The following is a 26,316-nucleotide window of genomic DNA, read 5'->3' as shown; positions in this document are numbered from 1 at the left end:
GGGCGGGCGGTGCTTCGGAAGCCGCCCGCCCGGGCGCCCTGCGGGCGGTCCCGGATCCGCCCGCCGAGGCCGCCGCCCGAGCGGTCCGGGCACGTGTTCAGACGCCTTGCGCGACGACCGGTGCGGGGGCGGGCTCCTGACGCGTCCCCGCTGCCCACCGGGCCGCGGGTCCCAGCGCGTACGAGGCGGCGAGGACCGTCACGCCGAGCAGGAGCCAGCCCGCCGTGCCCCACCCGACCAGCAGTGCGGTGAGCAGCAGGGGCCCCAGCGTGCGCGCGACGGTCACACCGGTGCCGAAGAAGCCCTGGTACTCCCCGGTGCGCCCCGTCGGCGCCAGATCGAAGGAGAGCTGCCAGGAGCCGGCCGAGTGCAGCATCTCGGCGGCGACCAGCAGGACGGAGCCGGCGGCGAGGGCGGTCACGGCGATCCATGGGGAGTCCGCCGCCGACAGGGCGAAGACCGCGCAGGTGAGGAGCATGAGCGCGCCGGACCGGCGCAGCGCGCGGGCGGCTGTGGAGATGCCGTTCACGGAGCGGGCGGTGCGGACCTGGAAGAGCATCACGGCACCGGTGTTGAGCACGAAGAGCGCGGAGACCACCCACTCGGGGGCCTCGGTCCGCTCGGTGATCCACAGCGGCAGGCCGAGGCTGAGCAGCGGCATCCTCAGGAGCAGCACGGTGTTGAGGAGCGTGATGACGGCGTACGGCCGGTCCCGCAGCACCGAGAGCTTCGCGCCCCGGTCACCGGGCACGGCGGCGACGGAGGGCAGCCGGAGCAGGACGAGCGCGCAGATCAGAAAGCTCGCCGCGTCGACGGCGAACACGGTGAGGAACGCCGTCGTCGTTCCGGCGGACAGCGCGAAGCCGCCGAGTGCGGCGCCCACGGCCAGGCCCGCGTTGAGCGTCGACTGCAGATGGGCGAGCGCCCCGGTGCGCTCCTCCTGGGTGACGAGGCCCGCGAGCAGCGCCTGACGGGCGGCGGCGAGCCCCGATTGCGCCGTGGCGTAGAGGCAGGCCGCCGCGAGGAACGGCGCGAAGTCCCTGACGACGAGGAAGGAGGCGACCGCGGCACCGGTGGCGAGGGCGAGCAGGACCGCCGTTCCCCTCGGGCCCCGGCGGTCCGCGAGCCGCCCGAGCGGCACGCCGACGACGGACCCGACCGCCCAGGCGACGGTGAGCCCGAGCCCGATCCGGGCGGGAGCGAGGCCGACCACATGGGTGAAGTAGAGAGCCGAGGTGACGTAGTACGCACCGTCACCGACGGAGTTGCTCAACTGGGCGAGCGAGAGGGTGCGTTGTGGCCCGGTCGGCGGCAGGAAGTTCGGCATGGCCCTGACGATACGCGGGAAGCGGCTCACTCACCTGGGGCAATCCCATGCCTTGTGAGTGGGCCACTTTCCGCTTCTCCCCCTCCGTCTCCGCTCGCCCCGGCCGCTCAGTCGGAGAAGTGCCGGCGCAGGTGCCGGTCGAAGAACCGCTCGACGAGGCCGGAGGTGAGCACACCGGCGCGGTCGGGGGCGCGGTCGCCGCACCGGGTGGCCCGCACGGTCGTGGGCAGCGGCGGCGTCCGCTCCAGGGCGTCGGTGTTGAAGAAGCCGTGTCCGGTGCCGTGGACCGATACGAGGGTGGCCTCGCCGCCCACCTCGTGCAGCGCGTCGAACAGCCGTTGGCTCTGCGCGGGCCCGACCAGGAGATCGGCGTCTCCGTGCAGGATGAGGAAGGGGGCGGCGGGACCGTGCACATGGCTCACGGGGCTTGCCTGGTGCGCGCGTTCGGGATGGTCGGTCGTCGGCCCGCCGAGCAGCCCCCAGGGCGGGGACGCCGGGTCGATGTCGTTGACGACCCCGCCCGGCGGGCTGTCGGCGTCCATGTGCGGGAGATCGGTGGGACCGTAGCCGTCGACGACCGCGCGGACCTCGCTGCTGTACGCGGCGTGGCCGCCGTTCCCCTCCCACTCCGGGTCACCGCCGGTCAGTCCGAGGAGTGCGGCCAGGTGGCCGCCGGCCGAGCTTCCCCAGACGCCGATGCGTTCCGCGTCCAGGCCCCGGACCTCCGCCACCGAGCGCAGGTAGCGCACGGCGGCTTTCACGTCGTGCAGTTGGGCGGGCCAGACGGCAGTGCGGCTCGACCGGTACTCGACGTCCGCCATGGCGTACCCGCGTTGCGCGAAGAGGCGTCCCAGGTGAGGGCCCATGCCCCGGGCGGCCCGCTGCCATCCGCCGCCGGGCAGCCAGACGATGACGGGCCGCGGCCCCGGCACCCCCTCGGGCAGGTACAGGTCCAGTCTCAGTCCACCGCCGGTGCCGGGCTCGGAGAAGACGAGATCACGCAGCACGGTCACGGGGGGTACGGGCGCCGTCGGCCCCGGTGGCGTGGTCGAGGCCAGGCCCTCGACGTACGTCTGCATCAGGTGCGCGTTGCGGCCGCGCTGTTCCGCGACGGCCCGGCCGTCCGCCTCCGCTCGCCCGCTCACGCGCCCTCCCACTGCTGGCCCGGGGCCGGAATGTTCCGGTAGCGGGTGAACGCCTGCCGCATCCGCTCCGGGGAGGGGATGAAGGGCACGGCCGGCACGTCCCGTTCCTCGGTCAGGTCGCCCAGCGCCTGGAAGAAGCGCTCGAACCCGCCGGTGGAGACGCCGAGAATCTTGTTGTACTCGCCTTCGGTGCGGTACGAGTGGACGATGCCCGCCGGGACGTAGCCGAAGTCGCCGGGGAGCAGCAACTTGCTCTCCTGGCGGCCGTCGGGATGTTCGAGGAAGACGCGGGCGGCGCCTTCGACGACGTAGAAGATCTCGTGCACGTCCTCGTGGGAGTGCGCGACGATGAGGTCGCCCTTGGGCTGGCGGGTGGTGAAGACCCCGAACTGGCCCTCCGTCTCGTCCGCCGAGAGCAGGACCGTCACGACACTGTCGAACAGTCTGGCCCGTTCGCCGTCCCCGTCCTCCAGGAAGAAGGGGGCGGGACGTCCGGGAAGAACTCCTTCCCAGGAAGGCTTCGGGCGGTCGGCGACGTGATCAAAGGTCACAGGTGCTCCAAGGGGTGGGTGGGTGCGCGTGTGATCGAGTCTGCTGACCGGCCTGCCCCGGAGCCACGACTTCCTCCCCCAAGCATCATGAGGAAGAACCTCATCTTGCAGGTCAGAAGGGTGCTGGACTCCTCAGCCATCCGCATCCCGGGCGGTCTCGCGGCGAGCCACGCGTACGGCGAGTTCCTCGACGGCCAGGACCGCCGCCGAGGGTGTCCTGGCCGGCCGGAGCAGGTGGACCGTCGCGTCGGGCAGTCCTCGCACCGGCACGAACACGACACCGGGCCGGGGCGAACCGGAGACCGCTCCGGCGCCGGCGATGTTGACGCCGAGCCCTGCCGAGCAGATGTCGAGGACCTCCTCGAACGTGGCGGCCACGTACGCGACCTTGGGCGTGAACCCGTCACTGCGCGGCAGTCCCAGCCAGTCGGTGAGCGCCTCGTCGCCCAGGGTCGCGACGAAGTGCTCGTCCGCCACCTCGTCCACGGTGACGCTGTCACGGCCCGCCAGCGGATGACCGGCGCCGACCACCAGCACCCTGCCCTCGGACCAGAGAGGCACCGCGTGCAGATCCGGGCCCGAGGGGGCCGACATGGCCGGCGCCAGGACCACATCGACCCGGCTCGTCCGCAGCGCGGTCAGGGAGCCGTCGAAGCCCAGTCGGGTGATCTTCCACCGGATACCGGGGAAGGCTCGCGCGGCCTCGCTCAGGATGACCGAGGCGATGCGGCTCCCGACGACGAGGCCGACGCGCACCACCGCCCCGCCCGCCCGCCGTTCCTCGGCCCAGGACACCACGTCGTCGAGCGCCGCGATGGAGCGCCCGGCCTTGGGCAGCAACTCGGTTCCCAGTTCGGTCAGTTCGACGCGGCGCGCGTCACGCCGGAACAACGGGCCGCCGACCTTCCGTTCCAGCGCTGCGATCTGCTGGCTCAGCGACGGGGCGGAGATGCGCAGCGCCTGCGCGGCACGGGCGAAGTGGAGTTCGCGTGCCACGGCGACGAAGTACCGCAGTTGCTGGACCGTCAGGTCCACGGAGATCCTCCTGGTGGGACGAAACTACGGCAGGGGCAGGCCCGCGTAGTTCTGCGCGAGTTCGGCTGCGGCATGCGGCGAGGAGGCGATCCTGTCCAGCTGCGCGATCTGCAGCCGCGTGTCGAAGCCGCTCTGTTCCGGGTCGGTGTGGAGGGCGGTGGTCATGAAGTACGAGAAGTGCTCGGCCCGCCAGACCCGGCTCAGGCAGGTGTCGGAGTAGGCCTCCAGCAGGTCGGCGGACCCGGTCGTGTGCTGACGTACCAGGGCGCGGGCCAGCACGGCGACGTCGGCCGCCGCCAGATTGAGCCCCTTCGCTCCGGTGGGCGGAACGATATGGGCGGCGTCCCCGGCGAGGAAGACCCGGCCGTACCGCATGGGTTCGGTGACGGAACTGCGCATCGGCAGAACCGACTTCGCCGTGATGGGGCCGCGTCGCAGCGTCCAGTCCCCGTCGACGGCGAAGCGGGCGTCGAGTTCGTCCCAGATCCGCTCGTCGGTCCAGTCGGCGGGGTCGGTGCCGTTGGGTACCTGGAGGTAGAGCCGGCTGACCTCGGGCGACCGCATGCTGTGCAGCGCGAAGCCGCGCGGCGAGTGGGCGTAGATCAGTTCGTCGCAGGACGGGGGCACGTCGGCCAGGATCCCCAGCCAGGAGTACGGGTACACCCGGTCGTACGTCCGCCGCACCGCGGCCGGGATCGCGGCGCGGGTGACGCCGTGGAATCCGTCGCAGCCCACCACGTAGTCGCAGGTGAGCACCTCCTCGCGGCCCTCGTGGGTGTAGTGGACGGTGGGCCGGTCGGTGTCGGCGGCTTCGACCGACGCGACCCTCGCCTCGAAGAACAGCGGTGCCCCGTCGGCGAGTTGCAGAGCTATGAGGTCCTTGACGACCTCGGTCTGGGCGTAGACCCACACCCGGCGGCCGCCGGTGAGCGAGGGGAAGTCGACGCGGTGGACGCGTCGGTCCCAGCGGAGCTCGATGCCGTCGTGCACCAGTCCCTCGGCGTCGAGGCGCTGGGCGGCTCCGGCCTCGCGGAGCGCGTCGACGGTGGGCTGTTCGAGAATTCCGGCGCGCTGGCGCTGTTCGACGTAGGCGCGGTCGCGGCTCTCCAGGACGACGCAGTCGACGCCCGCGCGGTGCAGCAGACGGGCGAGCAGCAGCCCCGCCGGTCCGCCGCCGATGATCCCTACGGTCGTGTGCATGGGCTACTTCTCCTGTGCGGCATGGGTGATTTCGGCGAGGATCCGGTCAGCAGCGGCGAACGCGCCGTTGGCCGCCGGGACTCCGCAGTAGACGGCAGCCTGGAGCAGGACCTCCTGGACGTCCTCCGGGGTGAGGTCGCCGCTGACGAGGGCGGCCCTCAGGTGCATGGCGAGTTCCTCGTGGTGGCCGAGCGCCACCAGAGCGGTCAGGGTGAGGCAGCGCCGGGTCCGGTGGTCCAGACCGGGCCGGGTCCACACCTCGCCCCAGGCGTAGCGGGTGAGGAAGTCCTGGAAGACGGCGGTGAAGGGCGTGGTCCGGGCGAGGGCCCGGTCGACGTGCGCGTTACCCAGGACGCTGCGGCGCACCGCAAGGCCAGCGGCGTGCCGGGAGGCGTCGTCGCCGGCTCCGGCTCCGGCTCCGGCTCCGGCTCCGGCCGCGAAGTGGCTGAGCAGCGCGGCGGTGACGGCTCCGGGCCGCTCGACGTTGGCGAGGTGGGAGGCGCCCGGGAGCTCGACCAGGGTCGAACCGCGCACGGCGTCGGCCAGTTCGCGGGCGTGGGCGACCGGGGTCGCGGGGTCGTCGCGGCCCGCCACGACGAGTGTGGGGGCGGTGATGCCCGCCAGTCGGCCGCGCAGGTCGTGTGTGGCGAGCGCCTCGCACAGGGCGGCGTACGCGTGGGGGTCGACCTCCTCGCGCAGGCCGGCCAGGAGCGTACGGGCCGCGGAGCTGCCGGCGAAGCCCGCGGTGAACCACCGGGCCGCCGCGGTGTCGGCCACCGGGGCGATGCCTCCGGCCCGTACGAGGGCGGCGCGTTCGTGCCACGCCCGCGGCTCGCCGAAACGCGCCGAGGAGCACACGAGCGCGAGCGAGGTGACGCGGTCGGGGTGGTGGACGGCCAGCCAGCTCCCCACCGCGCCGCCGAGCGAGATGCCCGCGTACGCGAACCGCTCGACGCCCAGGGCGTCGGCGAGGCGGAGCACCTGACGGCCCAGTTCGGCGATGCCGCCGCCGGCGGGGAACAGCGCGGCGGGCGTGCCGCCGTGGCCGGGCAGGTCCCAGCGGACGACGCGGTGGTCGCGGGCCAGTCCGGCGATCTGCGCGTCCCAGACGGACAGTGCGGTGCCGAGCGAGGGCCCGAGGAACAGCGGCGGTCCGGCCGAGGGGCCGTCCACCTGGTGGTGGAGAAGACGCGCGGCGGGAGGGGTGGAGGGGTTCGGGAGGGTCATGGCGCTCCTGGACCGGCCGGTGCCGGCGGTGTGGGCGGCGGCCGCCGGACGGACGCGGTGCGGGGGCGGGCGGCGGTTGCGGATCGGGGCGTCGGGGTGCGGCCTGCGCGTCATCGCGGCGCCGCCCCCTCGTTGCCGCGGCGCAGGGCCCGGTCGGTGAGGAGGCCGGCCGCCCCGGTGTATCCGGACGGATCGGTGAGGTTCCTCAGCTCGTCCGGCGTCACGACGCCCGCCAGTGCGGGGTCCTGGGCCAGGGCTTCGTGGAGGTGGATTCCCTCGCGGGCCGCACGGGCGGCTCCCTCGGTCACCGCCGTGCGGGCCTCGGCCCGTCCGGTCCTGGGCGAGAGGACGGCGACGAGCCGTTCGCTGACGATCAGCCCGCCGGTCGCGCCGAGGTTCTCGCGCATCCGCCCGGGGTGGACGCGCAGCCCTCCGGCCAGCGCGGCCGCGGCGTCGGCGGCTCCGCCCACGGTGCGCAGGGCCTCCCGCAGGGTCTGCCATTCGGCGTGCCACGCTCCGGGCGGGCGCTCGTCCTCGGCTGCGAGTGCCCCGTACAGGATCCCTGCCAGCGCGGGGACCTGGCGGGCGGCCGCGGCGATGAGGACGGCGCGGGCCGGATTGGCCTTGTGCGGCATCGCCGACGATCCTCCGCCGGCGCTCTCGGAGACCTCGCCGATCTCGGTGCGGGAGAGGACGAGGACGTCCGCGGCGAGTTTTCCGAGCGCTCCGGCGGTGAAGGCCAGGGCCCCGCCGAGGTCGGCGACCGGCGTGCGCAGGGTGTGCCAGGGCAGCGGGGGCGCGGCCAGTCCGGTGGCGTGGGCGTACGCCTCGATGAGCGCCATTCCGGGATCACCGTCCCGGGCAGCGCCGCCCGGGACGCCGGCCTCTCCGGGTCCTGCGAACGCCGAGAACGCCGCCAGGGTCCCGGCTGCGCCGCCCAGTTGGACCGGCAGCGCGGCCCGGACCGCCGCGAGCCGGTCGCGGGCGTCGAGGAGCAGACTGCGCCAGCCCGCCGCCTTGAGCCCGAAGGCCGTCGGCACGGCGTGCTGGGTGAGGGTGCGGCCCGCCATGGGTGTGTCGCGGTGTTCGGCGGCGATCGTCGCCAGCGCGGCGGCGGCACGGTCCAGGTCGGCCAGGATCAGGCGCAGGGCCTCGGACGCCACCAGCATGGCGGCGGTGTCGAGGATGTCCTGGCTGGTCGCGCCCCGGTGGACGTGTACGGCGGCCCCGGGGGAGCGTTCGGCGACGGCGTCCGTCAGGTCGGCGGCCAGCGGGATGACCGGGTTGCCGCCGGATCGGGCCCGCAGCGCCAGGGAGCGCGGGTCGAACCGGGCCGCGTCGGCCGTGACCGAGGCGACGGCTTCCGCCGTCCCTGGCGGGGCGTGGCCCAGCGATTCCTGGGCGCGGACGAGCGCCGTCTCGGCGGCGAGCAGGGCCCGTACGTACGCCGCGTCGCCCGTCGCGTCCTCGACGGCGGTGCCGGCGCGCACCGGCGCCAGCAGGCCGACGTCCGCCGCAGCGTCAGCCGAAGTCAAGGAAGACCGTCTCCTCATGTACGCCGTCGTACTGCAGGCGGATGTCGAATCGGTGGATGCCGGTCTCCTCCGGCGTGGTGAGGAGCGTGGCCCTCCGCGCCTCGGGAAGACCCGCGAGCAGCTGGTCCTGTGCGAGGCCGTCGGCGTCGTGCAGATAGGCCCGGGTGTGCAGGTGGTGGGTCAGGCCCCGGGCGAAGACCACGATCGCGAGGTACGGGACTCCGCCCGGCGGCAGCGTCCTGACGGTGTAGTGGCCGTCGGCGTCCGTCGCGACCCGGCCGAAGCCGGTGAACGCGACACCGTGGCGGCCGATGACCACGCCGGTGACGGGGTCGCGGCGCAGGGATCCGGGCGCCCCGTGCCGGGAGCCGTCGGGGGCGGGCTGCCACACCTCGACGAGGGCGTCGGGCACCGGCGCACCGGCCCCGTCGAGGACCTGGCCGTGCAGGACCACGGTGTCCGGGTGCCCGGCGGACGCGAGGTCGCCGCCGCCCGCGAAGGGGAGTGCGTACCCGTAGAAGGGGCCGACGGTCTGGGAGGGCGTGGGCAGGAACTCTCCGCGGGCGGAGGCGGACGGGGCGGCGGACATCAGAGTCCCTCCTCGGTCCAGGTGGCGGACGGGCCGTCGAGGACGATGTCCCAGCGGTAGCCGAGCGACCGTTCGGGCGTGGACAGGTCGTGGTCGTACGCCGCGACGAGACGGCCGCGGGCGTCGTCGTCGGTGACGGACTGGAGGATCGGGTCGTAGGCGAAGAGCGGGTCGCCCGGGAAGTACATCTGGGTGATCAGCCGCTGCGTGAACGCGTCCCCGAACAGGGAGAAGTGGATGTGCGCGGGGCGCCAGGCGTTGGTGTGGTTGCGCCACGGGTAGGCGCCGGGCTTGACCGTGACGAAGGAGTACGCGCCCCGGTCGTCGGTGAGGCAGCGGCCCACGCCGGTGAAATTGGGGTCGAGGGGCGCGGGGTGCTGGTCGCGCAGGTGGGCGTAGCGGCCCGACGCGTTGGCCTGCCAGATCTCGACGAGCTGGCCGCGCACGGGGCGGCCCGACCGGTCGAGGACCCGCCCGGTGACCGTGATCCGCTCCCCCAGCGGTTCTCCGTGGTGCTGCCGTGTCAGGTCGTGGTCGAGTTCGGTGACGTCGGTGACGCCGAAGACCGGGCCGGTCAGCTCGACGGCCTCCGGGTCCGCGCCCGCGGCGATCAGCGGACGCTTCGGGTGGCGCAGGGTGCTGCTGCGGTAGGGGGCGTAGTCCCGGGCGGGGTGCGGGCGCACGGGTGCGCCGCCCGCCAGTGATGCGGCGTAGTCCTCGCGTGCGGCGGTGATCTCGGCGGTGATGGCGGCCTGGGTCGGTGTGCGGGGGGCGGCCTGGGCGGGTGCGGTCATGGGTGGGGCTCCTTCCTTTCCGGTACGGGGCGGCTGCCCGCTCACCGTTCGGCCGTTTCGGCGGCGCGGACCGGGGCGGCGGTCCGGGCGATCACCTCGTCGGTGTCGACGCCCGGCGCGGTCTCCACCAGGACGAGCCCGTCGGGGGTCACGTCGAGCACCGCCAGGTCCGTGATGATCCGGTGGACGCAGGCGCGGCCGGTGAGCGGCAGGGTGCACTCCTCGACGATCTTCGGGCTGCCGTCCTTGGCGGTGTGGGTCATCGTCACGATGACCCGGCGGGCGCCGTGCACGAGGTCCATGGCGCCGCCGATCCCGGTGACGAGCTTGCCGGGGACGGCCCAGTTGGCGAGGTCGCCGCCGGCGGACACCTGCATGGCACCGAGCACGGCCGTACCGATGTGGCCGCCGCGGATCATGCCGAAGGAGAGCGCCGAGTCGAAGAACGAGGCGCCCGGCAGGACGGTCACCGTCTCCTTGCCCGCGTTGATCAGGTCGGGGTCGACGTCCTCGTCGTACGGGAAGGGTCCGGTTCCCAAAATGCCGTTCTCGGATTCGAGGACGACGTGCACCCCGTCGGGCAGGTGGTTGGGGATCAGTGTCGGAAGGCCGATGCCCAGGTTGACGTACTCGCCGTCGCGGAGCTCCGCGGCCGCGCGGGCGGCCATCTCCTGGCGGTTCCAGCTCATCGGCGGCCGTCCTCGTCCGGGGTGGTCCGTGGTGTCACGGTGCGCTGCTCGATCCTCTTGGCGGCCGCCTGCTCCGGGGTGAGCGCGACCACGCGCCGCACGAAGATGCCGGGCAGGTGGACGTGGTCGGGGTCGATCTCGCCGGGCTCGACCAGTTCCTCGACCTCGGCGACCGTGATGCGGCCCGCCATGGCGGCGAGGGGGTTGAAGTTGCGGGACGCCTTGTTGAAGACGAGGTTCCCGTGCCGGTCGCCCTTGGCCGCCCTGACGAGCGCGAAGTCGGTGCGGATGCCGCGCTCCAGGACGTAGGGGGTGCCGTCGAAGTCGCGAACCTCCTTGGCCGGCGAGGCAACCGCCACGCCGCCCCGGCCGTCGTAGCGCCAGGGCATTCCGCCGTCGGCGACCAGGGTGCCGACTCCGGCCGGGGTGTAGAACGCGGGGATGCCCGAGCCGCCGGCGCGCAGGCGTTCGGCGAGGGTGCCCTGCGGGATCAGTTCGAGTTCCAGTTCACCGGCCAGGTACTGGCGGCCGAATTCCTTGTTGCCGCCGATGTACGAGCCGGTGACCCGGCTGATCCGGCCCGCGGAGAGCAGGACCGCCAGCCCGGAGTCCTGCGCGCCGCAGTTGTTGGACACGACGCGCAGGTCCCTGGTCCCCCGCTCGTGGAGGGCCGCGATCAGGGCGTCGGGGACGCCGCTGAGTCCGAAGCCGCCCACCGCGACCGAGGCGCCGTCCGGCACGTCGGCCACGGCTTGCGCGGCGGAGGCGACCACCTTGTCCATGGGACCGTTCCTCACTCGTTCACAGAACTTGTTCGCATAGTGAAGTTTCTTTCACTATGCTCGGCACGGAGTCTGCCGCCCGCCCGGAGCCCTGTCAACGGTCGGCGGCCACCCCAGCCGGACCGCCGCCCCCGCCGCCGGTGTTCATACTTGTGTCCTCACGACGCCCGACGGAGAGACCATGCCACCGCCCCACACGCTTCAGCCGGCCGAGACGCCGGCGCCGGCCGAGGCCGTCGCCCCGCTCATGCGCGGCATCGCGGTCCTGCGCCGGCTCACCGACGAGGGCGGGACGATGAGCCCCAGCGCCATCGAGCGCACCACCGGTCTGGCCCGGTCCACGGTCGACCGGATCACCGCCACCCTGGCCCGCATGGAGTACGTACGCGTCGACGGCCGCGACGTCACGCTCGCCCCGCGCCTGATGGAACTGGGCAACGCCTATCTCTCCGCACTCCGCCTCCCGTCGCTGCTCGGCGCGCGCGCCGACGCGCTGGCCGACGAACTCGACGAGTCGGTGTCCCTGGCGGTCGGCGACGGCGACGGCATCCGTTTCATCCATCAGGCCACGCGGCGCCGCGCGATGTCCCTGAGCTTCCGCATCGGCGACCTGCTGCCCGCCGAACGCACCGCCCCGGGACCGCTGCTGGCAGCCGGCTGGGACGCACACCAGTGGCGGCGGTGGCGCGAGCAGCGGGCCTCGGACCCCGACGGTCTGGCCTTCACGGCGGTCCCCCCGTCCCCGCCCATGGCGGAGAAGGACTTCTCCGTGCGTACGGAACGGGCGCGTCACGACGGCTGGGCGCTCGACGACCAGTCGATCGAGCCGGGTCTCGTCGCCCTCGCGGTGCCGGTCCGCGCCGCCGACGGCGAAGTGGCCTGCTTCGTCAGCGTCGTGAGCCACACCAGCCGGCACACCGCAGCCTCCCTGCGCGACACTCTGCTGCCCCGGCTGCTGGCGGCCGCCGCGGCGATGGAACAGGACCTCCGGCAGGCGCCTCCCGCCGTCGCCCCGGACTCCCCCGCGGCGCTGGCCTCTTGGACGGGCGCCTCCAAGCAGGAACTGGGCCGGGAGTTCAACGAGTCGCTCGCACGCGGACTGACCGTGCTCGCCGCCCTCGGCGAGGGCCGGGACGCGCTGACGCTGACCGATGTGGCGCGCACCACCGGACTGGCCAGGGCGACCGCCCGGCGCGCGCTGATCACCCTGGAGCACCTGGGTTACGTCACCGCGCAGGGGCGGGCCCACCACCTCACCCCGCGCGTCCTGGCCCTCGGCTACCCGCCGTTGTCCCTCACGACCCTGCCGCAGATCGCGCAGCCGCACCTGACCGCGCTGACCGGGCAGGTCCGGGACTCGGTCTCGCTCGCGGTCCTCATCGGCGGCGACGTCCAGTACACCGGCCGCGTGGCGACCCGGCGCATCATGAACGTCAACATCACGGTCGGTACCCGCTTCCCCGCACACGCGACCTCGATGGGCCGCGTCCTGCTTGCCGCGCTGCCCCCGGCGGAGCGCGAGAGCCGCCTCGCCGGGGCGGAGCCCCATGCCCTGACCCCGTACACCGTCACCGGGCCCGCCGAGCTGCGCACCGTCCTGGACCGGGTCCGGGAGGACGGTTACGCGCTGGTCGACGAGGAGCTGGAGGTGGGGCTGCGTTCCGTCGCCGTCCCCCTCCACGACTGCCGGGGAACCGTCGTGGCGGCGGTCAACGTGGCCATGCACAGCAGCAGCCGCACACGGGAGGAGTGCGTCACGGACGTGCTGCCCCGGCTGCGCGCGACGGCATCCCGCATCGAGGCCGACCTGCACATCACCGAGCGGTTCGTACGCGTCCCGGCGATGTGAGCGCACGGGGCGCCGATCGGCCGCGCCCCGTCCCGCGCCCGGAACGGACATGGCCCCTTCCCACCGGCGCGCCCGAGGGGCCCGTCACCGGTTCGCCCGAGGGGCACGCGCGAACCGTCAAGCCCCGGCGCGGCTCGGCTGCTAAGATCGTCGGGCCGTTCAGCGTGTACCGAGGAGAACAGACATGGCAGGCGACGACGACATCTCCGGGTGAGACCCGGAGCCGATCGGCCACCGCGGGCGCCCAGGGGCGCCACCGCAGGGGCAGTCTCGTCGTTCCCTTCCTGCCGGTCCCCCGGGGCGGCGCTCCGTGTCGGCCCCGGTTTCACACGCGAGGTCTTCCGCATGTCCGACGCATCCATCATCTGCTCGAACCTCTCCTTCTCCTGGCCCGATGACACGCCCGTCTTCACCGGTCTGTCGTTCACCGTGGGACCCGGCCGCACCGGCCTCGTCGCGCCCAACGGATCGGGCAAGAGCACGCTGCTCAAGCTGATCGCCGGCGAGCTGCGCCCCGCCTCCGGATCGGTGTCCGTGGGCGGCACGCTCGCCTATCTCCCGCAGAGCCTGCCCCTCACCGGCGAGCTGTCGGTGGCCGAGGTCCTGGGCGTCGACGCGGTGATCCGCGCGCTCAACGCCGTCGAGTCCGGCGACGTGGGCGAGGACCACTTCGCCGTCATCGGTGACGACTGGGACATCGAGGAGCGCACCCGCGCCCAGCTGGACCGGCTCGGGCTGGACGGCATCGCCCTCGACCGCGCCATCGGCACGCTCAGCGGCGGCCAGGTCGTGTCGCTCGGGCTGGCCGCCCAGTTGCTGAAGCGGCCCGATGTCCTCCTGCTCGACGAGCCGACCAACAACCTGGACATCGACGCGCGCCGCACCCTCCACGACGCCCTGGAAGCGTGGAACGGCGCCCTGCTGCTCGTCAGCCACGACCGCGTGCTGCTCGACCGCATGGACCGCATCGCCGAGCTCAATCCGGACGAACTCCGGCTGTACGGAGGCAACTTCACCGCATACGAAGAGTCCGTCCAGGCGGAGCGGGACGTCGCCGAGAAGAACGTCCGCAGCGCCGAGCAGGAGCTGAAGCGGGAGAAGCGGGAGCTGCAGCAGGCCCGTGAGCGGGCCGAGCGCCGGGCGAGCAACGCGGCCCGCAACCTCAAGAGCGCGGGTCTTCCGCGCATCTTCGCCGGGAACATGAAACGGGGCGCCCAGGAGTCCGCGGGCCGGGCCGGCCAGACCCACGCCGCCCGGGTCGGCGACGCCAGAGCGCGCCTCGACGAGGCGGGCCGGGCCGTCCGCGACGAGCAGCGCATCACCCTCGACCTCCCGGAGACCGACGTCCCCGCCGGGCGCACCGTCCTGCTGGGTGAGCGGATGCGGGTCCGCCTCGGCGACCGGGAGCAGTTCGCCGGCCAGGGCGTCGACCTGACGATCCGGGGCCCCGAGCGCATCGCGCTCACCGGCCCCAACGGGGCGGGCAAGAGCACCCTGTTGCGACTGATCAACGGGGATCTCCCGCTGGACGGCGGCGAGATCCGGCGGGCCGGGGGGCGGATCGCGTATCTCTCGCAACGCCTCGATCTGCTCGACCTCGACCGCACCGTGGCCGAGAACTTCGCCGCGTTCGCCCCGCACCGCTCGGAGGCGGAGCGGATGAACCTGCTCGCCCGTTTCCTCTTCCGCGGCGACCGCGCCCATCTCCCCGTCGGGGTGTTGTCCGGCGGCGAACGGCTGCGGGCCACGCTGGCCTGCGTCCTGTGCGCGGAGCCGGCCCCGCAACTGCTGCTCCTGGACGAGCCGACGAACAACCTCGACCTGGGCAGCGCCGGTCAGCTGGAGGGCGCACTGGGCTCCTACCGGGGAGCGTTCGTGGTCGTCAGCCACGACGAGCGGTTCCTCGAACGGGTCGGGGTGGACCGATGGCTGCGGCTGGCCGGCGGGGAACTGGTGGAGACCGGCGCGCCGCGGACGTGACGCGCCGACCTGCCGTCCCGGCCCGGGTCCGGGCCTCACCCGGCAGGCCGCCCGCGCCGCGGGAGGCGACGAGGACCCGGCCCCCACCTCCGCCGACCCTGCTCGCCCACCACCTCGTCCGCGCTTTCGGCCGGCGGCGTGCACTCGACGGGGTGTCCCTCACCGCAGCGCCCGGTCACCGCATCGGCGTGATCGGGGAGAACAGAGTCGCTAAGTCGACTCCGTCACGGCTCCTGGCCGCGGCCCGCCGGCTGCCCGGGCGCCGGCAGGGCCGGGAGCTCGCCCTGCGCCCGGAGCGGAAGCCCCTAGGGAACGGCCGAGGCGACGACCTCGATCAGCAAGGCCTGCCCGGGGTTGAGCGTCGGCATCGGCAGCCCCGCGCGGGTCAGTACCGTGCCCGGCATCGGCGCCCAGCCCTCGACCGCCGCCCGGTACCAGGCGGGAGCGGTGACCTGGTGCAGGGACGGCAGCCCGGCCTCCGTGCGCACGCGGACCCGGTAGGGGCGGCCCGGGGTCAGGCCGGGGAGGCGGACGCGGCCCGACTGGGCCGGCACGGAGGTCTCCGTCCGTGCCCAGCAGTACAGCGCGGCGGCGGCGTCCGGTGCGACGACTCCGTGCAGGGACGTCGCGTCGTCGTCGAGGTCCGCCCTGACGACCCGTCCGCCGTGCAGCAGACCGCGTACCTCCTTGTACAGCGCCGCCCACCTGGTCAGCACCTGCCGCTCCTCGGGGGTGCGCGCCGTCAGGTCGTCCTCGATGCCCGCGTGCCCGAACAACGCGGTGATCAGGCGGAACGCCTCGTCGGCGACCCGGCCGGTCGTGTGGCTGCGCGGGCCCCCGACATGCGCCCCGATGAGCTCGGGCGGCAGCAGCTGGGCCGTCCAGCGCTGGATGGCCTGGCGCTCCACCGGATCGTTGCAGTCCGAGGCCCACACGCGGTCCGTGCGGGCGAGCACGCCCAGGTCGACGCGTCCGCCCCCGCCGGCGCACGATTCGATCTCCAGGCCGGGCCGGCGCGACTTGAGCGTGTCCATCAGGCGGTACAGGGCCCGGGTCTGGGCGTGCACGCCGGGCCGGTCACCGCCGCGGGCGTCGCGGTGGACGGCCTCGTGCAGTTCCCGGTTGTGGTCCCACTTGAGATAGTCGACGCGGTATTCGGCGACGAGGGCGTCCAGCGCCTCCAGGAGGTACGCGAACGCCTCCTCGTGGGCCACGTTCAGCACGTACTGGTTGCGGGAGCTCGGCCCCAGGCCCGCGGACGGGCCGAGGATCCAGTCGGGGTGCTCGCGCGCGAGGCGCGACCGCAGGTTCACCATCTCCGGCTCCACCCAGAGCCCGAACTGCATGCCGTGGGCGTGCACCCGGTCCGCCAGCGGGGTGAGCCCCTGGGGCCACATCCGCGGGTCGACCGTCCAGTCGCCGAGTCCGGCCGTGTCGTCGCGCCGGCCGAGGAACCAGCCGTCGTCCAGGACGAGGCGTTCCACCCCGACCTCGGCGGCGGCGTCGGCCAGCGCCAGGAGCCGTTCGGGCCGGTGGTCGAAGTAGACCGCCTCCCAGGTGTTCAGGGTCAGGGGACGCGGCGTGGACGGGTGCCCGGGGCGGGCCCGGAGCATCGTGTGGAAGCGGTCGGCGAGACCGTCCAGGCCCTCGGCGGACCAGGCGAAGTAGCACTCGGGCGAGGTGTAGCTGTCGCCCGGGGCCAGCCGGATCTCGCCGGGCGAGAGCAGTTCGCCCCCGCCGAGGACGCCCCCGTGCACTCCGGCGCCCTCGGGCAGCCGTTCGGCGAGCCAGCGCTGGTTGCCGCTCCAGCCGACGTGGAGTGCCCAGACCTCGCCCGTGCGGAATCCGAATCCCGGCACGCCGACCGTCAGCAGATGGGGCGCGTCCGGACCGGGGCGCCCCCGGCGGATCTCGCGGACATGTCCGGCGAAGGCGAGCCGCCCGCGTTGGGGGGAGCGCTCGCGGCACCACTTGCCGGTGAAGTCCAGGATCTCCTGGGCCCGGTTCGGCAGCGGGAGCAGGGCGGTGGTGGCGGCGAGGTCGTAGGGGGCGGGGGCGGGGGCGTCGGCCGGGGCTGACATCCGGGTGCGCACGGCCAGCACGCCGGAGGGGTCGAGCCGGTAGGTGAGGGTGAGGTCGAGCCCGGCGTCGGTGTCCCTGAGCGCGATGACCAGCGCGTCCGGGCTCTCCTCGGCGGCGGTCATCGAGATGCGGGGGGTGGTGGCCGTCCCGCCCCGGTGGCCCTCGTGGGCGGGGGTGCCCGACCAGCCGTCGGCCTGGGTGGGCCAGACGGTGAACTGCCGGGGTTCGTCGAGCGCGCTGTGGAGCGAGGCGGCTTCCGCCGACAGTGCCAGGCAGGCGAGGTCCTCGCCGGTCAGCTCCCCGAGGTCCTCCCCCCAGTGCAGGACGCGGGGCACAGGGGTGCGGAGTTCGACGACGAAACTCACTCCGGCCGCGCGCAGGTGCGCGATCCGGGTGGTGCTGCGGGTCATGCCGTGTCCTCTCGGGAGGAGGGGGCGGCGCTCACGCCCCGCCCCCTCGTCCGGTCAGGCGTAGGGGTCGAAGGGAATCCCGGCGGGTTTCGCCCGGTCCAGGTGGGCGGCGAAGTTGCCGTCCTTCAGGCCGAACACGGCACTGCCGAAGTCGGCCTGCACCAGCTTCTCCCGGATGCCGGCGGGGTAGCCGTTCCAGCCGACCAGATCGGGGAACTGCCACTGGTGGTAGTGGTTCTCCGGCGGCTCGTCGCCCGTGGTCGCGCGGCGGAAGCAGTGCGTCCCGATTCCGTCCTTGTGGTAGACGACCTTGGGGTGTGTCCCGTCCCAGAGCATGGCGTCCCGGCCGTACACGTGGAAGGCGCCGTGTGCGGAAGTGGACACGTACTTCGCCTCGTTGTCCTGCACCCACACCACGACGTGCTCCCAGTCGTGACGGTGCCCGCCGAGACCGCTTCCGGCCACGGCCTGGTCCTTCTCGAAGTAGAGGCCGTACATGATGGCGCACCAGCCGTTGTTGCACAGGGAGCGTGCGTAGCCGTTGGTGTTGTCCAGGTCCCAGGAGTCGTGGCAACTGCCGTTGACGGCGCCCGTGGTCTTCAGTCCGGGAGCGATGGCCCCGTCGGCGCCGATGGCGGGGGTCGGATAGCAGCCGTCGCCGTCGTAGTCGAAAGCGGGCTGGAACGTCTGCTCCAGCCCGTCCGCCTGCGCCGGCAGCGCGCCCGGCACGGCGGCGAAGGCACTGCCGGAAGCGGCGACGACGAGCACCGTGGCCGTGGAAAGGGTGAGTAACGCGTTGCGGAGTCGTCCTGTGTGCTTCACTGCTTCCTCCTGGATCACGCCTGCCGGACACGGCCCTGCCATGGCATGCCCATGACGAGGCCCAGGGAACCCCGTCACCTGCGGCGTGGTCTCCGTCGCGCCGTCCTCACGCGTAGTCCACGAAGCAGTGGGCGGCTATGCGGCTGGTGGGGTGGCCGAGCCGCGTGTCGGTGAGCAGACGCACGAGGAACTCGCCCGCACCGCACTCGTAGCGCTCCCAGGTGTCGAAGTCCGTGCGGACGAGTACGGGCCAGTCGTCCGGATCGGCCGCGCCCGTCTGCCAGACGAAGTCGAGCTCCTGCTCCGAGACCCCCCAGCGCAGAAGACCGGCGGGATCCGGATGGACGGGATGGGGCCGCCAGAGGTCAGCCCCGTGAGCCCGGGCCGACAAGGACCAGTCCACCAGGTCCAGTCCGCGCACGCCGGGGACGAGCAGTTCGAGGTACATGTCGAAGCTGCCGCACCCGAAGAGGTCCACGATCTCCTTGTAGTCGCCCGGGAGCCTCGTACCCAGGGCCTGTTCGGCGGCCTGCCAGTCGACCGGGGTACGGGGAGCGGGTTCCCACCCGGTGACCAGACGCAGCTTCTCGGTCCACGAGGCGTCCTCGGGCACCCCCTCCGCCGCCGGGTCCGCGCGGTGGGCGATCACGGCGACCGTGTGCTCGCGTCCGGCCCGGACCACACGGGCACACCCGATCCAGTCGTTCCAGTAGGGCCACGCGCGCAGTTCGCGCACGTCCTCGCCGAAGGGCTCGACGAGCGGGAGTCCGGTACGCGCGTTGAGCGGCACCGTCCTGCGGCCGTCGTCGATCAGCGTGCGGGGGTGCCCCGCCCTGCCGGAGATCTCCTCGACCAGTTCCCGGAAGTCCGTCCCGTCCGGCACGTCCAGAAGGACGGCCGGACGGGGTTCGGGAGCGGGCCCGAGCGCGTGACGCAGGTGCTGCCAGACGACGTCGACGTATGCGGGTTCGGCCATGAACGGCAGTCAACCGCATGCCTCTGACACTCAGGGAACCGCTGCCCCGATGCCGCCGTCGACGTCGTGGTGGATGGGCGTCCGCGCCCCGGTCAGGGGAGCGCCCGTGCCGCCCCGGCGCTCCGCCACGATCTCCGCGGCGATGGACACGGCGGTCTCCTCCGGCGTACGGGCGCCGAGGTCGAGGCCGATCGGGGAGTGCAGGCGGCCCAGTTCCTCCTCGGTGACCCCGGCTTCCCGCAGCCGCTGGTTGCGCTCCTCGTGCGTGCGGCGCGAGCCCATCGCGCCGACGTACGCGACCGGCAGGCGCAGGGCCGTCTCCAGGAGCGGGAGGTCGAACCTGGCGTCGTGGGTGAGCACGCACAGGACCGTCCGCTCGTCGGTGACGGCGCCCGCGAGGTACCGGTGCGGCCAGTCGACCACCACGTCGTCCGCCTCGGGGAAGCGGTCGCGCGTCGCGAAGACGGGCCGGGCGTCGCACACCGTCACATGGTGGCCGAGGAACTTGCCCGCCCGGACCAGTGCCGTGGCGAAGTCCACCGCGCCGAACACGATCATCCGGGGTGGCGGGACGCTCGACTCCACGAAGAGCGTCAGGCCGCCCGGGCAGCTCGTCCCGTCCTCCGCGATCTCGACGGTGCCGGTGCGGCCCGCGTCCAGGAGCGCCCGGGCCTCGGCCGCCGCCCTGCGGTCCAGGGCCACACGGCCGTCGAGGCTGCCCTCGTACGATCCGTCGCCCCGGACCAGCAGCGCGCCGCCGAGCAGTCCGTCCGGTCCGCGCACCACCCGGGCGAGCGCCGCCGGCTCGTCACGGACGGCCGCCGCCAACGCCGCGCGGAACAAAGGCCCTTCGGAACGCACCGGCGTGACGAGGACGTCGATGACACCGCCGCAGGTGAGTCCCACGGCGAACGCGTCCTCGTCGCTGTACCCGAACCGCTCCCGCACGGTCCGGCCGTCCTGAAGCGCCTGCACGCACAGTTCGTACACGGCGCCCTCCACGCAGCCCCCGGAGACCGAACCGATCGCGGTCCCTTCGCCGTCGACGGCCATGGCCGCGCCCGGGGCCCGGGGCGCGCTGCCGTCGACCGCGACCACCGTGGCGACGGCGTAGTCCCGGCCCTCCTCGGACCAGCGGTTCAGCTCCGCCGCGATGTCAAGCACCCGGTACTTCCTCCGCAGCCCGCCGTCGTGCCTCTTCCGCGGCCGCGAGGACGCGGTCGGGGCGGATCGGCAGGCTGCGGTGGCGCACACCGGTCGCGTGCCAGACCGCGTTGGCGATCGCGGCGGCGACGCCCACGATGCCGATCTCGCCCACACCCTTGATCCCGACCGGGTCCTCCGGGTCGTGGTCGTCGACCCAGTCCGCCTCGATGTGCTCGACGTCGGCGTGGGCGGCGACGTGGTATCCCGCCAGGTCGGCGTTGACGTAGCCGCCGGACGCCGCGTCGCGGACCGCCTCCTCGTGCAGGGCCATGGAGAGCCCCCAGGTCATGCCGCCGACGAGCTGGCTCCGGGCGGTGAGCGGGTTGACGATGGTGCCTGCGGCGAAGATGCCGAGCAGCCTCCGTACGCGCACCTCACCGGTGGTGACGTCCACCGCGGCCTCGGCGAACTGCGCCCCGTAGGAGTGCCGTTCCCTCTTCGCCAGGGCGCCGATGGCCTCGCCGGTGTCCGAGCGGGTCGTGAGCCCCTCCGGCGGAATCGTGCCCCCGAGGGCGAGCAGTTCGCGCAGTTCGTCCGCGGCCAGCCGCACCGCCCACGCCCAGGAGCGGGTGCCCATCGAGCCGCCGGCGATCCACGCGGGGCCGAGGTCGCTGTCCCCGAGGCGTACGCGGATCCGCGCCGGGTCCACCCGCAGGGCGTCGGCTGCGACCGCGAGCATGGCGGTCCGCGCCCCGGTCCCGATGTCCGCCGCGTTGATCCGTACGGTGAAACCGCCGTCCTGCTCCGCGGTCACGGCCGCCGTGGACGGGCCGACACCCGCCGAGAAGGAGGTGGCCGCCATTCCGGTGCCCAGGAGCCAGCGCCCCTCGCGGCGCACCCCGGGACGGGGATCCCTGTCCGCCCAGCCGAAGCGGCGGGCGCCTTCCTCGAAGCAGGCGAGCAGGTTGCGGCGACTGAAGGGCAGCCCGGACACGGGACCCACCGCGGGCTGGTTGCGCACGCGCAGCTCGATGGGGTCCAGACCGCACTTCTCGGCCAGCTCGTCGATGGCCGATTCGAGGGCGAAGGAACCGGGCGCCTCACCCGGCGCCCGCATCCAGGTCGGGGTCGGCACGTCGAGCCGCACCAGCCGGTGCCCCGTACGGTGCGCGTCGGCGTCGTACATGGTGCGTCCGACAGCGGCGCTCGGCTCGACGAACTCGTGCACGGTCGACGTGAGGCTCAGCGCCTGGTGGTCGAAGGCCCGCAGGCGTCCCTCGGCGTCGGCGCCGAGCGTGACGCGCTGCGCGGTGGGGCTGCGGAACCCGACCAGCGAGAACATCTGACGGCGCGTCATCACGACGCGCACGGGGCGGTGGAGCAGGGTGGCGGCCATCACGGCGGCCACCTGGTGGGGCGCCAGCCCCTTCGATCCGAAGCCGCCGCCGACATGCTCGGAGCGCACCCGGACGGATCCCGGATCGAGCGAGAAGAGCGACGCGAGTTCGCTCGCCACCCAGAAGGTGCCCTGGTTGGAGTCGAGAACATCCAGCCGGCCGCCCTCCCAGCGGGCCGTCGCCGCGTGCGGCTCCATGGAGTTGTGGTGTTCCTCCGGGGTGGTGTACTCCTCCTCGACGACGAAGGCGGCCTCGCGGAGCCGGGCCTCCAGGTCCCCCTTCTCCGTGTCGGCCTGCTCCATCGCGCGCTGGTCCGGTGTGTAGGCACCGGAGTGCCCGGCGGAGAACTCCACGTCGTGCGGTTCCCGGTCGTAGCTCACCACCAGCGCCTCGGCGGCCTCCCGGGCCTGCTCGGACGTCTCGGCGACGACCAGGGCGACGGGCCAGCCGAGGAAGGGCACCCGGTCGTGCTGGAAGAGTCCGACGACCGGGTTGGGCGGTCCCAGCATGCCCATGTACCCGGTGTCGACCCGTGGCGCGTTCGCGTGGTGGAGCACGGTCAGGACCCCGGGCATCGCCCGGACGGGAGCGTCCTCCACGGACCGGATGCGGCCGCGCGCCACGGTCGACAACACGAGCCAGCCGTGCGCGAGTTCGGCGAAGGGGATCTCTCCGGCGTAGCGGGCCGTGCCGGTGACCTTGTCCCGGCCCTCCACGCGTGTGCGGGCGGTGCCGACCGCTCCGGTCACCGCGGTGTTCTCGGTCGTGGTGGTCATCGGGCGGCCTCCTCGGCGAGTTCGGTGAGCACGGCCGTGACGAGGTTGCGCATCAGGGTCACCTTGTATCCGTTCTCCGCAAGGGGCTCGGCGGCCGCCAGTTCGGCGTCCGCCGCCGCGGCGAACGCCACCGCGTCCGCGGGACCGCCGGTCAGGGCCCGTTCGGCCGTGTGGGCCCGCCAGGGCCGGGACGCCACCGCGCCGAGGGCCAGGCGCGCTTCGCGCACGACGCCGTCCCGGACGTCGAGCGCCGCGGCGACGGAGCCGATCGCGAACGCGAAGGAGGCACGCTCGCGTACCTTCCGGTAGCGGGAGTGCGCGGCGACGGAGGCCGGCGGCACGGTGACACCGGTGATCAGCGCTCCGGGCGGCAGAGCCGTCTCGAGGTGCGGGGTCTCCCCCACCGGCAGGTAGAAGTCGGCGATCGGCAACTCGCCCGGGCCGTCGGCCGTTTCGTACGTGATCACGGCGTCGAAGGCCGCGAGCGCGACCGCCATGTCCGAGGGGTGCGTCGCCACGCAGTGCTCGGATGCGCCGAGGATGGCGTGGTTGCGGTGCTCGCCCGCCACCGCGGGACAACCGCTGCCCGGGGTGCGCTTGTTGCACGGTTGGGCGACGTCGCCGAAATAGCCGCAGCGGGTCCGCTGGAGGAGGTTCCCCCCGACGGTGGCCATGTTGCGCAGCTGTCCGGAGGCGCCGGCCAGGACGGCCTGTGCCAGAGCCGGGTAGTGCCGGCGGACGTCGGCGTGGACGGCGAGGTCGCTGTTGGTGACGGTGGCCCCGATGCGCAGCCCGCCGTCAGGCGTGAACGCGAGTCCGCCGAGCGGGAGTTCCTGTACGTCGACGAGGAGCGTCGGCCGCTCCACACCGGCCTTCATCAGGTCGACGAGATTCGTTCCGCCGCCGAGGAGGAGGGCGCCGGGCTCCTCGGCGAGCAGGGCCACGGCCCCGGAGACGTCGAGGGCGCGTTCGTATCCGAATTCCCTCATGCCACGGCCTCCTCGGTGTCGGCCGCCGCCGCTTCGGCCGCGCGCGCCACGGCCTGCACGATCGACATATAGGCGCCGCAGCGGCAGAGGTTGCCGCTCATCCGCTCACGGATCTCCTCTGCGGTGAGCTCGGGTATCCCGGCCTCCGGCCGGATGTCGCCGGTCACGGCACTCGGCCAGCCCGCGGCGTGTTCCTCGATCACGGCGAGGGCCGAACAGATCTGCCCGGGAGTGCAGTAGCCGCACTGGTATCCGTCGAGATCGAGGAACGCCTGCTGCACGGGATGCAGTCGGTCCCCGTCGGCCACACCTTCGATGGTGGTGATCGCGCGCCCCTCGGCGGCGACCGCGAGCTGCAGACAGGAGACGGTCCGCCGTCCGTCGAGCAGCACCGTGCAGGCACCGCACTGCCCCTGGTCGCAGCCCTTCTTGGTGCCGGTCAGGTCGAGGCGCTCGCGCAGGGCGTCAAGCAGGGTGGTGCGGTGGTCGACGGGCAGCGTGTATTTTTCGCCATTGATGTTCAGGGTGATGGCACTGGACGTCGATGGGGCCATGCTCAGCCTTCTTTCGCATTGCTTATGCGCGTCGAACGAGACGATCCCGGCAGCCGTACCGGGAGGGAGAGGCGGTTCGGGTGGGGGCGGGCGGCCGGGACGCGGGGCGGCCGAAAAGGCCGGATCTACCGCTAGGATGAAGGGAAGCGGACAATCGTCCGCTTATCTGTCGAACCTAGCGGACAGCTGTCCGCTTAGCAAGGCCGTGGCCGCGTTTCGTGACCGTCGTGGCCGCGTTTTCCGGAAGGAGGAGGCGTGGACGAGGAGAAGAGCACGCCCCAGCGTCCGGACGCCCAGCGCAACCGCGAGCGCATCCTGGCCGTGGCCCTGGTGGAGCTGACGCGCGCGGCGGACGCCCCGGTGAGCACGATCGCGAAGAAGGCCGGCGTCGGCCAGGGGACCTTCTACCGCAACTTCCCCAACCGTGAGGCCCTCGTCCTCGAGGTCTACCGCTACGAGATGCAGCAGGTCGCCGACACCGCGGCCCAGCTGCTCAGAACCCGCGCCCCCGACCGGGCCCTGCGCGAGTGGATGGACCGGCTGGCGCAGTACGCCATGGCCAAGGCCGGCCTGGCCGTCGCCCTCCGCACCACCGCGTGCAACGGCAGCCTGGCCCAACTGGGACACGGTCCGGTGACCCGCGGCATCACCCTCCTGCTGCAGGCGAACGAGGAGGCGGGCACGATCCGCCCCGGGGTGACCCCCGACGACTTCCAGCTCGCCATCGCCGGCCTCTGGCAGCTCGACCCGCACAGCGACTGGCAGCCGAGGGCCGCCCGGCTGCTGGACCTCGTGATGGACGGACTGCGCGCGGGAGCACCCGGCGCGAGCGGGCCGCGGGCCTGAGCCCAGGCTCCGGACGGCTCACACGGCAGCGCTCCGAAGCGGCCTCGCGACCCGCATCCGCCCGCCCGGTGTTCGCGCACGGGCTCTCCGCACCGTGCGGTGCACCGCCGCCGCGCGCGGGAGCGCGGCCACGAGCGGGGAGTCGTGCCCGGTCGCTCACCGCCCGGCCACGGCCCATTTCGCCCGGGTGGACAGCGCGCTGAGCGCCTTCGCGGATTCCTTGCCGATCGTGTCCAGCAGCCTCCTCGCGTGCGCCATCGTCGCGCGCGCGAAGTCCGCGTCGCCCACTCCGGCGGCGGCCAGTGTCAGCTCCAGGTGCTCTTCGGTGATCAGCCGGCCGATCCCGCGTCGGTGCCACCCGGCCATGTCCGCGTCCGGCGCGGGACTTCCCTGGCCGACGGCCGCCCGGGCCCGCTCCAGAGCCCGGCCGGCCGCGGCGAGGTCGCCCTTGCGGCGCTCCAGGCGGGCCAGGACGTACGCCTCCGAGGCCCGGTCCGACGCCGTGTCCTGGAGGGAGAGAAGAGGGGCCTGGGCACGGGCCGCCTGCGCGTGGTCGCCGATGTCTTCGAGCGCACGGCTCAGTTCCCGGAGCCGGCGTGCGTCCGGGCCCGTGTCGTCGAGCATGCGGATGAGCGCGGCACGGGCGTGCTCGACGCGGCCCTGTCGCTGCGCCAGCCGCGTCCAGGTGAACTCGCTCTCGGCCGCGATGTCCCGCCCGTGCCGCCTCGCTTCCTCGGCCCGGGCCCATTCGACGGCGGTGCCGGCGTCCGTGACCACCCCCGAGGTGGCCTGCCGCAGCCGGAGGACGTCCTCCTCGTGTCCGTGCAGGGCGACCAGCACCGCGGCCAGGGTCCGTTCCTCGAACCGCTCGGTCCCCGCGCCGCATTCGGCCTCCAGCACCCGGCGCAGCAGCGGCAGATCAGCGTCCCGGCGATCGAACTGGGCCGCCCTCAGGACCCCCGTGCGCAGCACCGGGTCCCCTGCCGCCTCCTGCTCCGCGGCGAGGTCACCGGCGCGTACGCGCTTCAGCGCCTCCCTTCCCGGTCCGAGGACGACGTCGCGCAGGCTCATCCGGTAGGGAGCGGACAGCCGGTACGCGCACAGGTCAGCGGAGTTGAGCAGGAGGTGGTCCGGCTCGGTTCGCCCGGCGGCCGACTCCGCCCTCGCGAAGAGCTCGGTCAGCGGCCGCTCCGGAAGACCGAGGCCACGGATCAGCACCGCACGCTGTTCGTCCAGTTCCGGGGCGAACTCCGCGCGTGCCTCCGCGTCGCACCCGCGCACGGCGGCGCGCATCGCCTCCTCGTCCATGTCCTCCGTGAGGTTCTCGCACCACTCGGGCAGCCGGATCTGCATCTCCAGCGCCTCACCGACGCTGTCGGCGATCAGCACCGCGTCCCCTTCCGACGAGGCGTACAGCACAGCCTCTCCCCCGGAGAGGAAGAACGTGCCTCCGGTGTCGTCGCCGGCGATCGGCTCCAACGACGCACCGGACGCCAGGTGCACGTCTTCGACGTGGTAGGCCCGGCTCACGTCGAAGTTGAAGGGAAAGGCTGCCGCCTCGGCCAGTTCGGGCCGGGTGCGCAGGACTTCGAGGTAGGGGTCGGTCATGCGGCCG

22 protein-coding genes are annotated in these 26,316 nt (G+C 73.4%); 3 read left to right on the top strand and 19 right to left on the bottom strand.

The genetic code is table 11. The annotated features are described in order from the left end of the window. Positions 1–97: 97 nt before the first annotated feature. The 11 genes from E6R60_RS08320 to E6R60_RS08270 form a co-directional block, all read right to left on the bottom strand. Positions 98–1,327, bottom strand: coding sequence for an MFS transporter (locus E6R60_RS08320; protein WP_136325785.1), 1,230 nt, complete (start codon positions 1,325–1,327; stop codon positions 98–100). 107 nt (positions 1,328–1,434) lie between these two features. Next, a complete protein-coding gene (locus tag E6R60_RS08315; protein WP_240802455.1) occupies positions 1,435–2,472 on the bottom strand; it encodes an alpha/beta hydrolase in 1,038 nt (345 codons plus the stop codon). Then, positions 2,469–3,023: a quercetin 2,3-dioxygenase gene (locus E6R60_RS08310; RefSeq protein ID WP_168713562.1), complete on the bottom strand. Its 555-nt coding sequence runs from the start codon at positions 3,021–3,023 to the stop codon at positions 2,469–2,471. The genes E6R60_RS08315 and E6R60_RS08310 overlap by 4 nt, the downstream gene beginning before the upstream one ends. Before the next feature lie 132 nt (positions 3,024–3,155). After that, the gene (locus E6R60_RS08305) at positions 3,156–4,058 is read right to left on the bottom strand and encodes a LysR family transcriptional regulator (RefSeq protein WP_136325783.1); all 903 of its coding nucleotides are present in this window, start codon (positions 4,056–4,058) and stop codon (positions 3,156–3,158) included. 24 nt (positions 4,059–4,082) lie between these two features. Then, positions 4,083–5,258 carry a 4-hydroxybenzoate 3-monooxygenase gene (locus E6R60_RS08300; protein ID WP_136325782.1) on the bottom strand — a complete coding sequence of 392 codons (1,176 nt, stop codon included), beginning with the start codon at positions 5,256–5,258 and terminating at the stop codon, positions 4,083–4,085. Between the two features lie 3 nt (positions 5,259–5,261). Then, a complete protein-coding gene (gene pcaC / locus E6R60_RS08295) occupies positions 5,262–6,485 on the bottom strand; it encodes a 4-carboxymuconolactone decarboxylase (RefSeq protein ID WP_136326018.1) in 1,224 nt (407 codons plus the stop codon). Between the two features lie 110 nt (positions 6,486–6,595). After that, complete coding sequence (pcaB, locus tag E6R60_RS08290; RefSeq protein WP_240802454.1) at positions 6,596–8,020, bottom strand: 3-carboxy-cis,cis-muconate cycloisomerase; 1,425 nt, start codon at positions 8,018–8,020, stop codon at positions 6,596–6,598. Next, entirely contained in the window at positions 8,007–8,609 is a 603-nt protein-coding gene (pcaG, locus tag E6R60_RS08285) for a protocatechuate 3,4-dioxygenase subunit alpha (protein WP_136325780.1), read from the bottom strand. Before pcaG ends, pcaB begins: the two co-directional genes overlap by 14 nt. Further along, positions 8,609–9,403: a protocatechuate 3,4-dioxygenase subunit beta gene (gene pcaH / locus E6R60_RS08280; RefSeq protein ID WP_136325779.1), complete on the bottom strand. Its 795-nt coding sequence runs from the start codon at positions 9,401–9,403 to the stop codon at positions 8,609–8,611. Before pcaH ends, pcaG begins: the two co-directional genes overlap by 1 nt. Positions 9,404–9,444: 41 nt before the next feature. Continuing rightward, positions 9,445–10,092: a CoA transferase subunit B gene (locus E6R60_RS08275; RefSeq protein WP_136325778.1), complete on the bottom strand. Its 648-nt coding sequence runs from the start codon at positions 10,090–10,092 to the stop codon at positions 9,445–9,447. Then, entirely contained in the window at positions 10,089–10,874 is a 786-nt protein-coding gene (locus tag E6R60_RS08270; RefSeq protein ID WP_136325777.1) for a CoA transferase subunit A, read from the bottom strand. Before E6R60_RS08270 ends, E6R60_RS08275 begins: the two co-directional genes overlap by 4 nt. A 181-nt stretch (positions 10,875–11,055) precedes the next feature. On the opposite strand from E6R60_RS08270, the gene E6R60_RS08265 reads away from it, so the two are divergent. Together E6R60_RS08265 and abc-f are read left to right on the top strand one after the other, a co-directional pair. Beyond that, positions 11,056–12,723 (top strand): IclR family transcriptional regulator C-terminal domain-containing protein, encoded by a 1,668-nt coding sequence (locus tag E6R60_RS08265; protein ID WP_136325776.1) that lies wholly within the window; start codon positions 11,056–11,058, stop codon positions 12,721–12,723. 345 nt (positions 12,724–13,068) lie between these two features. Next, a complete protein-coding gene (gene abc-f / locus E6R60_RS08260) occupies positions 13,069–14,703 on the top strand; it encodes a ribosomal protection-like ABC-F family protein (RefSeq protein ID WP_136325775.1) in 1,635 nt (544 codons plus the stop codon). 305 nt (positions 14,704–15,008) lie between these two features. On the opposite strand, the gene E6R60_RS08255 is transcribed toward abc-f, so the two are convergent. The 7 genes from E6R60_RS08255 to E6R60_RS08225 form a co-directional block, all read right to left on the bottom strand. Beyond that, positions 15,009–17,195: an alpha-galactosidase gene (locus E6R60_RS08255; protein WP_136325774.1), complete on the bottom strand. Its 2,187-nt coding sequence runs from the start codon at positions 17,193–17,195 to the stop codon at positions 15,009–15,011. A gap of 54 nt (positions 17,196–17,249) precedes the next feature. Next, entirely contained in the window at positions 17,250–18,017 is a 768-nt protein-coding gene (locus tag E6R60_RS08250) for an NPP1 family protein (RefSeq protein ID WP_136325773.1), read from the bottom strand. Positions 18,018–18,123: 106 nt separating this feature from the next. Further along, positions 18,124–18,993: a hypothetical protein gene (locus E6R60_RS08245; protein ID WP_136325772.1), complete on the bottom strand. Its 870-nt coding sequence runs from the start codon at positions 18,991–18,993 to the stop codon at positions 18,124–18,126. A gap of 30 nt (positions 18,994–19,023) precedes the next feature. Next, complete coding sequence (locus tag E6R60_RS08240) at positions 19,024–20,157, bottom strand: XdhC/CoxI family protein (RefSeq protein ID WP_136325771.1); 1,134 nt, start codon at positions 20,155–20,157, stop codon at positions 19,024–19,026. Beyond that, positions 20,150–22,312, bottom strand: a complete 2,163-nt coding sequence (locus tag E6R60_RS08235; RefSeq protein WP_136325770.1) for a xanthine dehydrogenase family protein molybdopterin-binding subunit — start codon at positions 22,310–22,312, stop codon at positions 20,150–20,152. The genes E6R60_RS08240 and E6R60_RS08235 overlap by 8 nt, the downstream gene beginning before the upstream one ends. After that, positions 22,309–23,301 carry a xanthine dehydrogenase family protein subunit M gene (locus tag E6R60_RS08230; protein WP_136325769.1) on the bottom strand — a complete coding sequence of 331 codons (993 nt, stop codon included), beginning with the start codon at positions 23,299–23,301 and terminating at the stop codon, positions 22,309–22,311. The genes E6R60_RS08235 and E6R60_RS08230 overlap by 4 nt, the downstream gene beginning before the upstream one ends. After that, positions 23,298–23,855 (bottom strand): 2Fe-2S iron-sulfur cluster-binding protein, encoded by a 558-nt coding sequence (locus E6R60_RS08225; protein ID WP_136325768.1) that lies wholly within the window; start codon positions 23,853–23,855, stop codon positions 23,298–23,300. Before E6R60_RS08225 ends, E6R60_RS08230 begins: the two co-directional genes overlap by 4 nt. A 255-nt stretch (positions 23,856–24,110) precedes the next feature. Between E6R60_RS08225 and E6R60_RS08220 the strand changes: the two genes are divergently transcribed. Beyond that, complete coding sequence (locus E6R60_RS08220) at positions 24,111–24,701, top strand: TetR/AcrR family transcriptional regulator (protein ID WP_136325767.1); 591 nt, start codon at positions 24,111–24,113, stop codon at positions 24,699–24,701. A gap of 156 nt (positions 24,702–24,857) precedes the next feature. Here the strand turns inward: E6R60_RS08220 and E6R60_RS08215 are convergent, their stop codons facing one another. Next, positions 24,858–26,309, bottom strand: a complete 1,452-nt coding sequence (locus E6R60_RS08215; protein WP_240802453.1) for a hypothetical protein — start codon at positions 26,307–26,309, stop codon at positions 24,858–24,860. Between the last annotated feature and the right edge of the window lie 7 nt (positions 26,310–26,316).

The organism is Streptomyces sp. A0642 (assembly GCF_004795105.1).
Taxonomy (GTDB): domain Bacteria; phylum Actinomycetota; class Actinomycetes; order Streptomycetales; family Streptomycetaceae; genus Streptomyces.
This window is presented reverse-complemented; position numbering and strand designations above follow the sequence as displayed.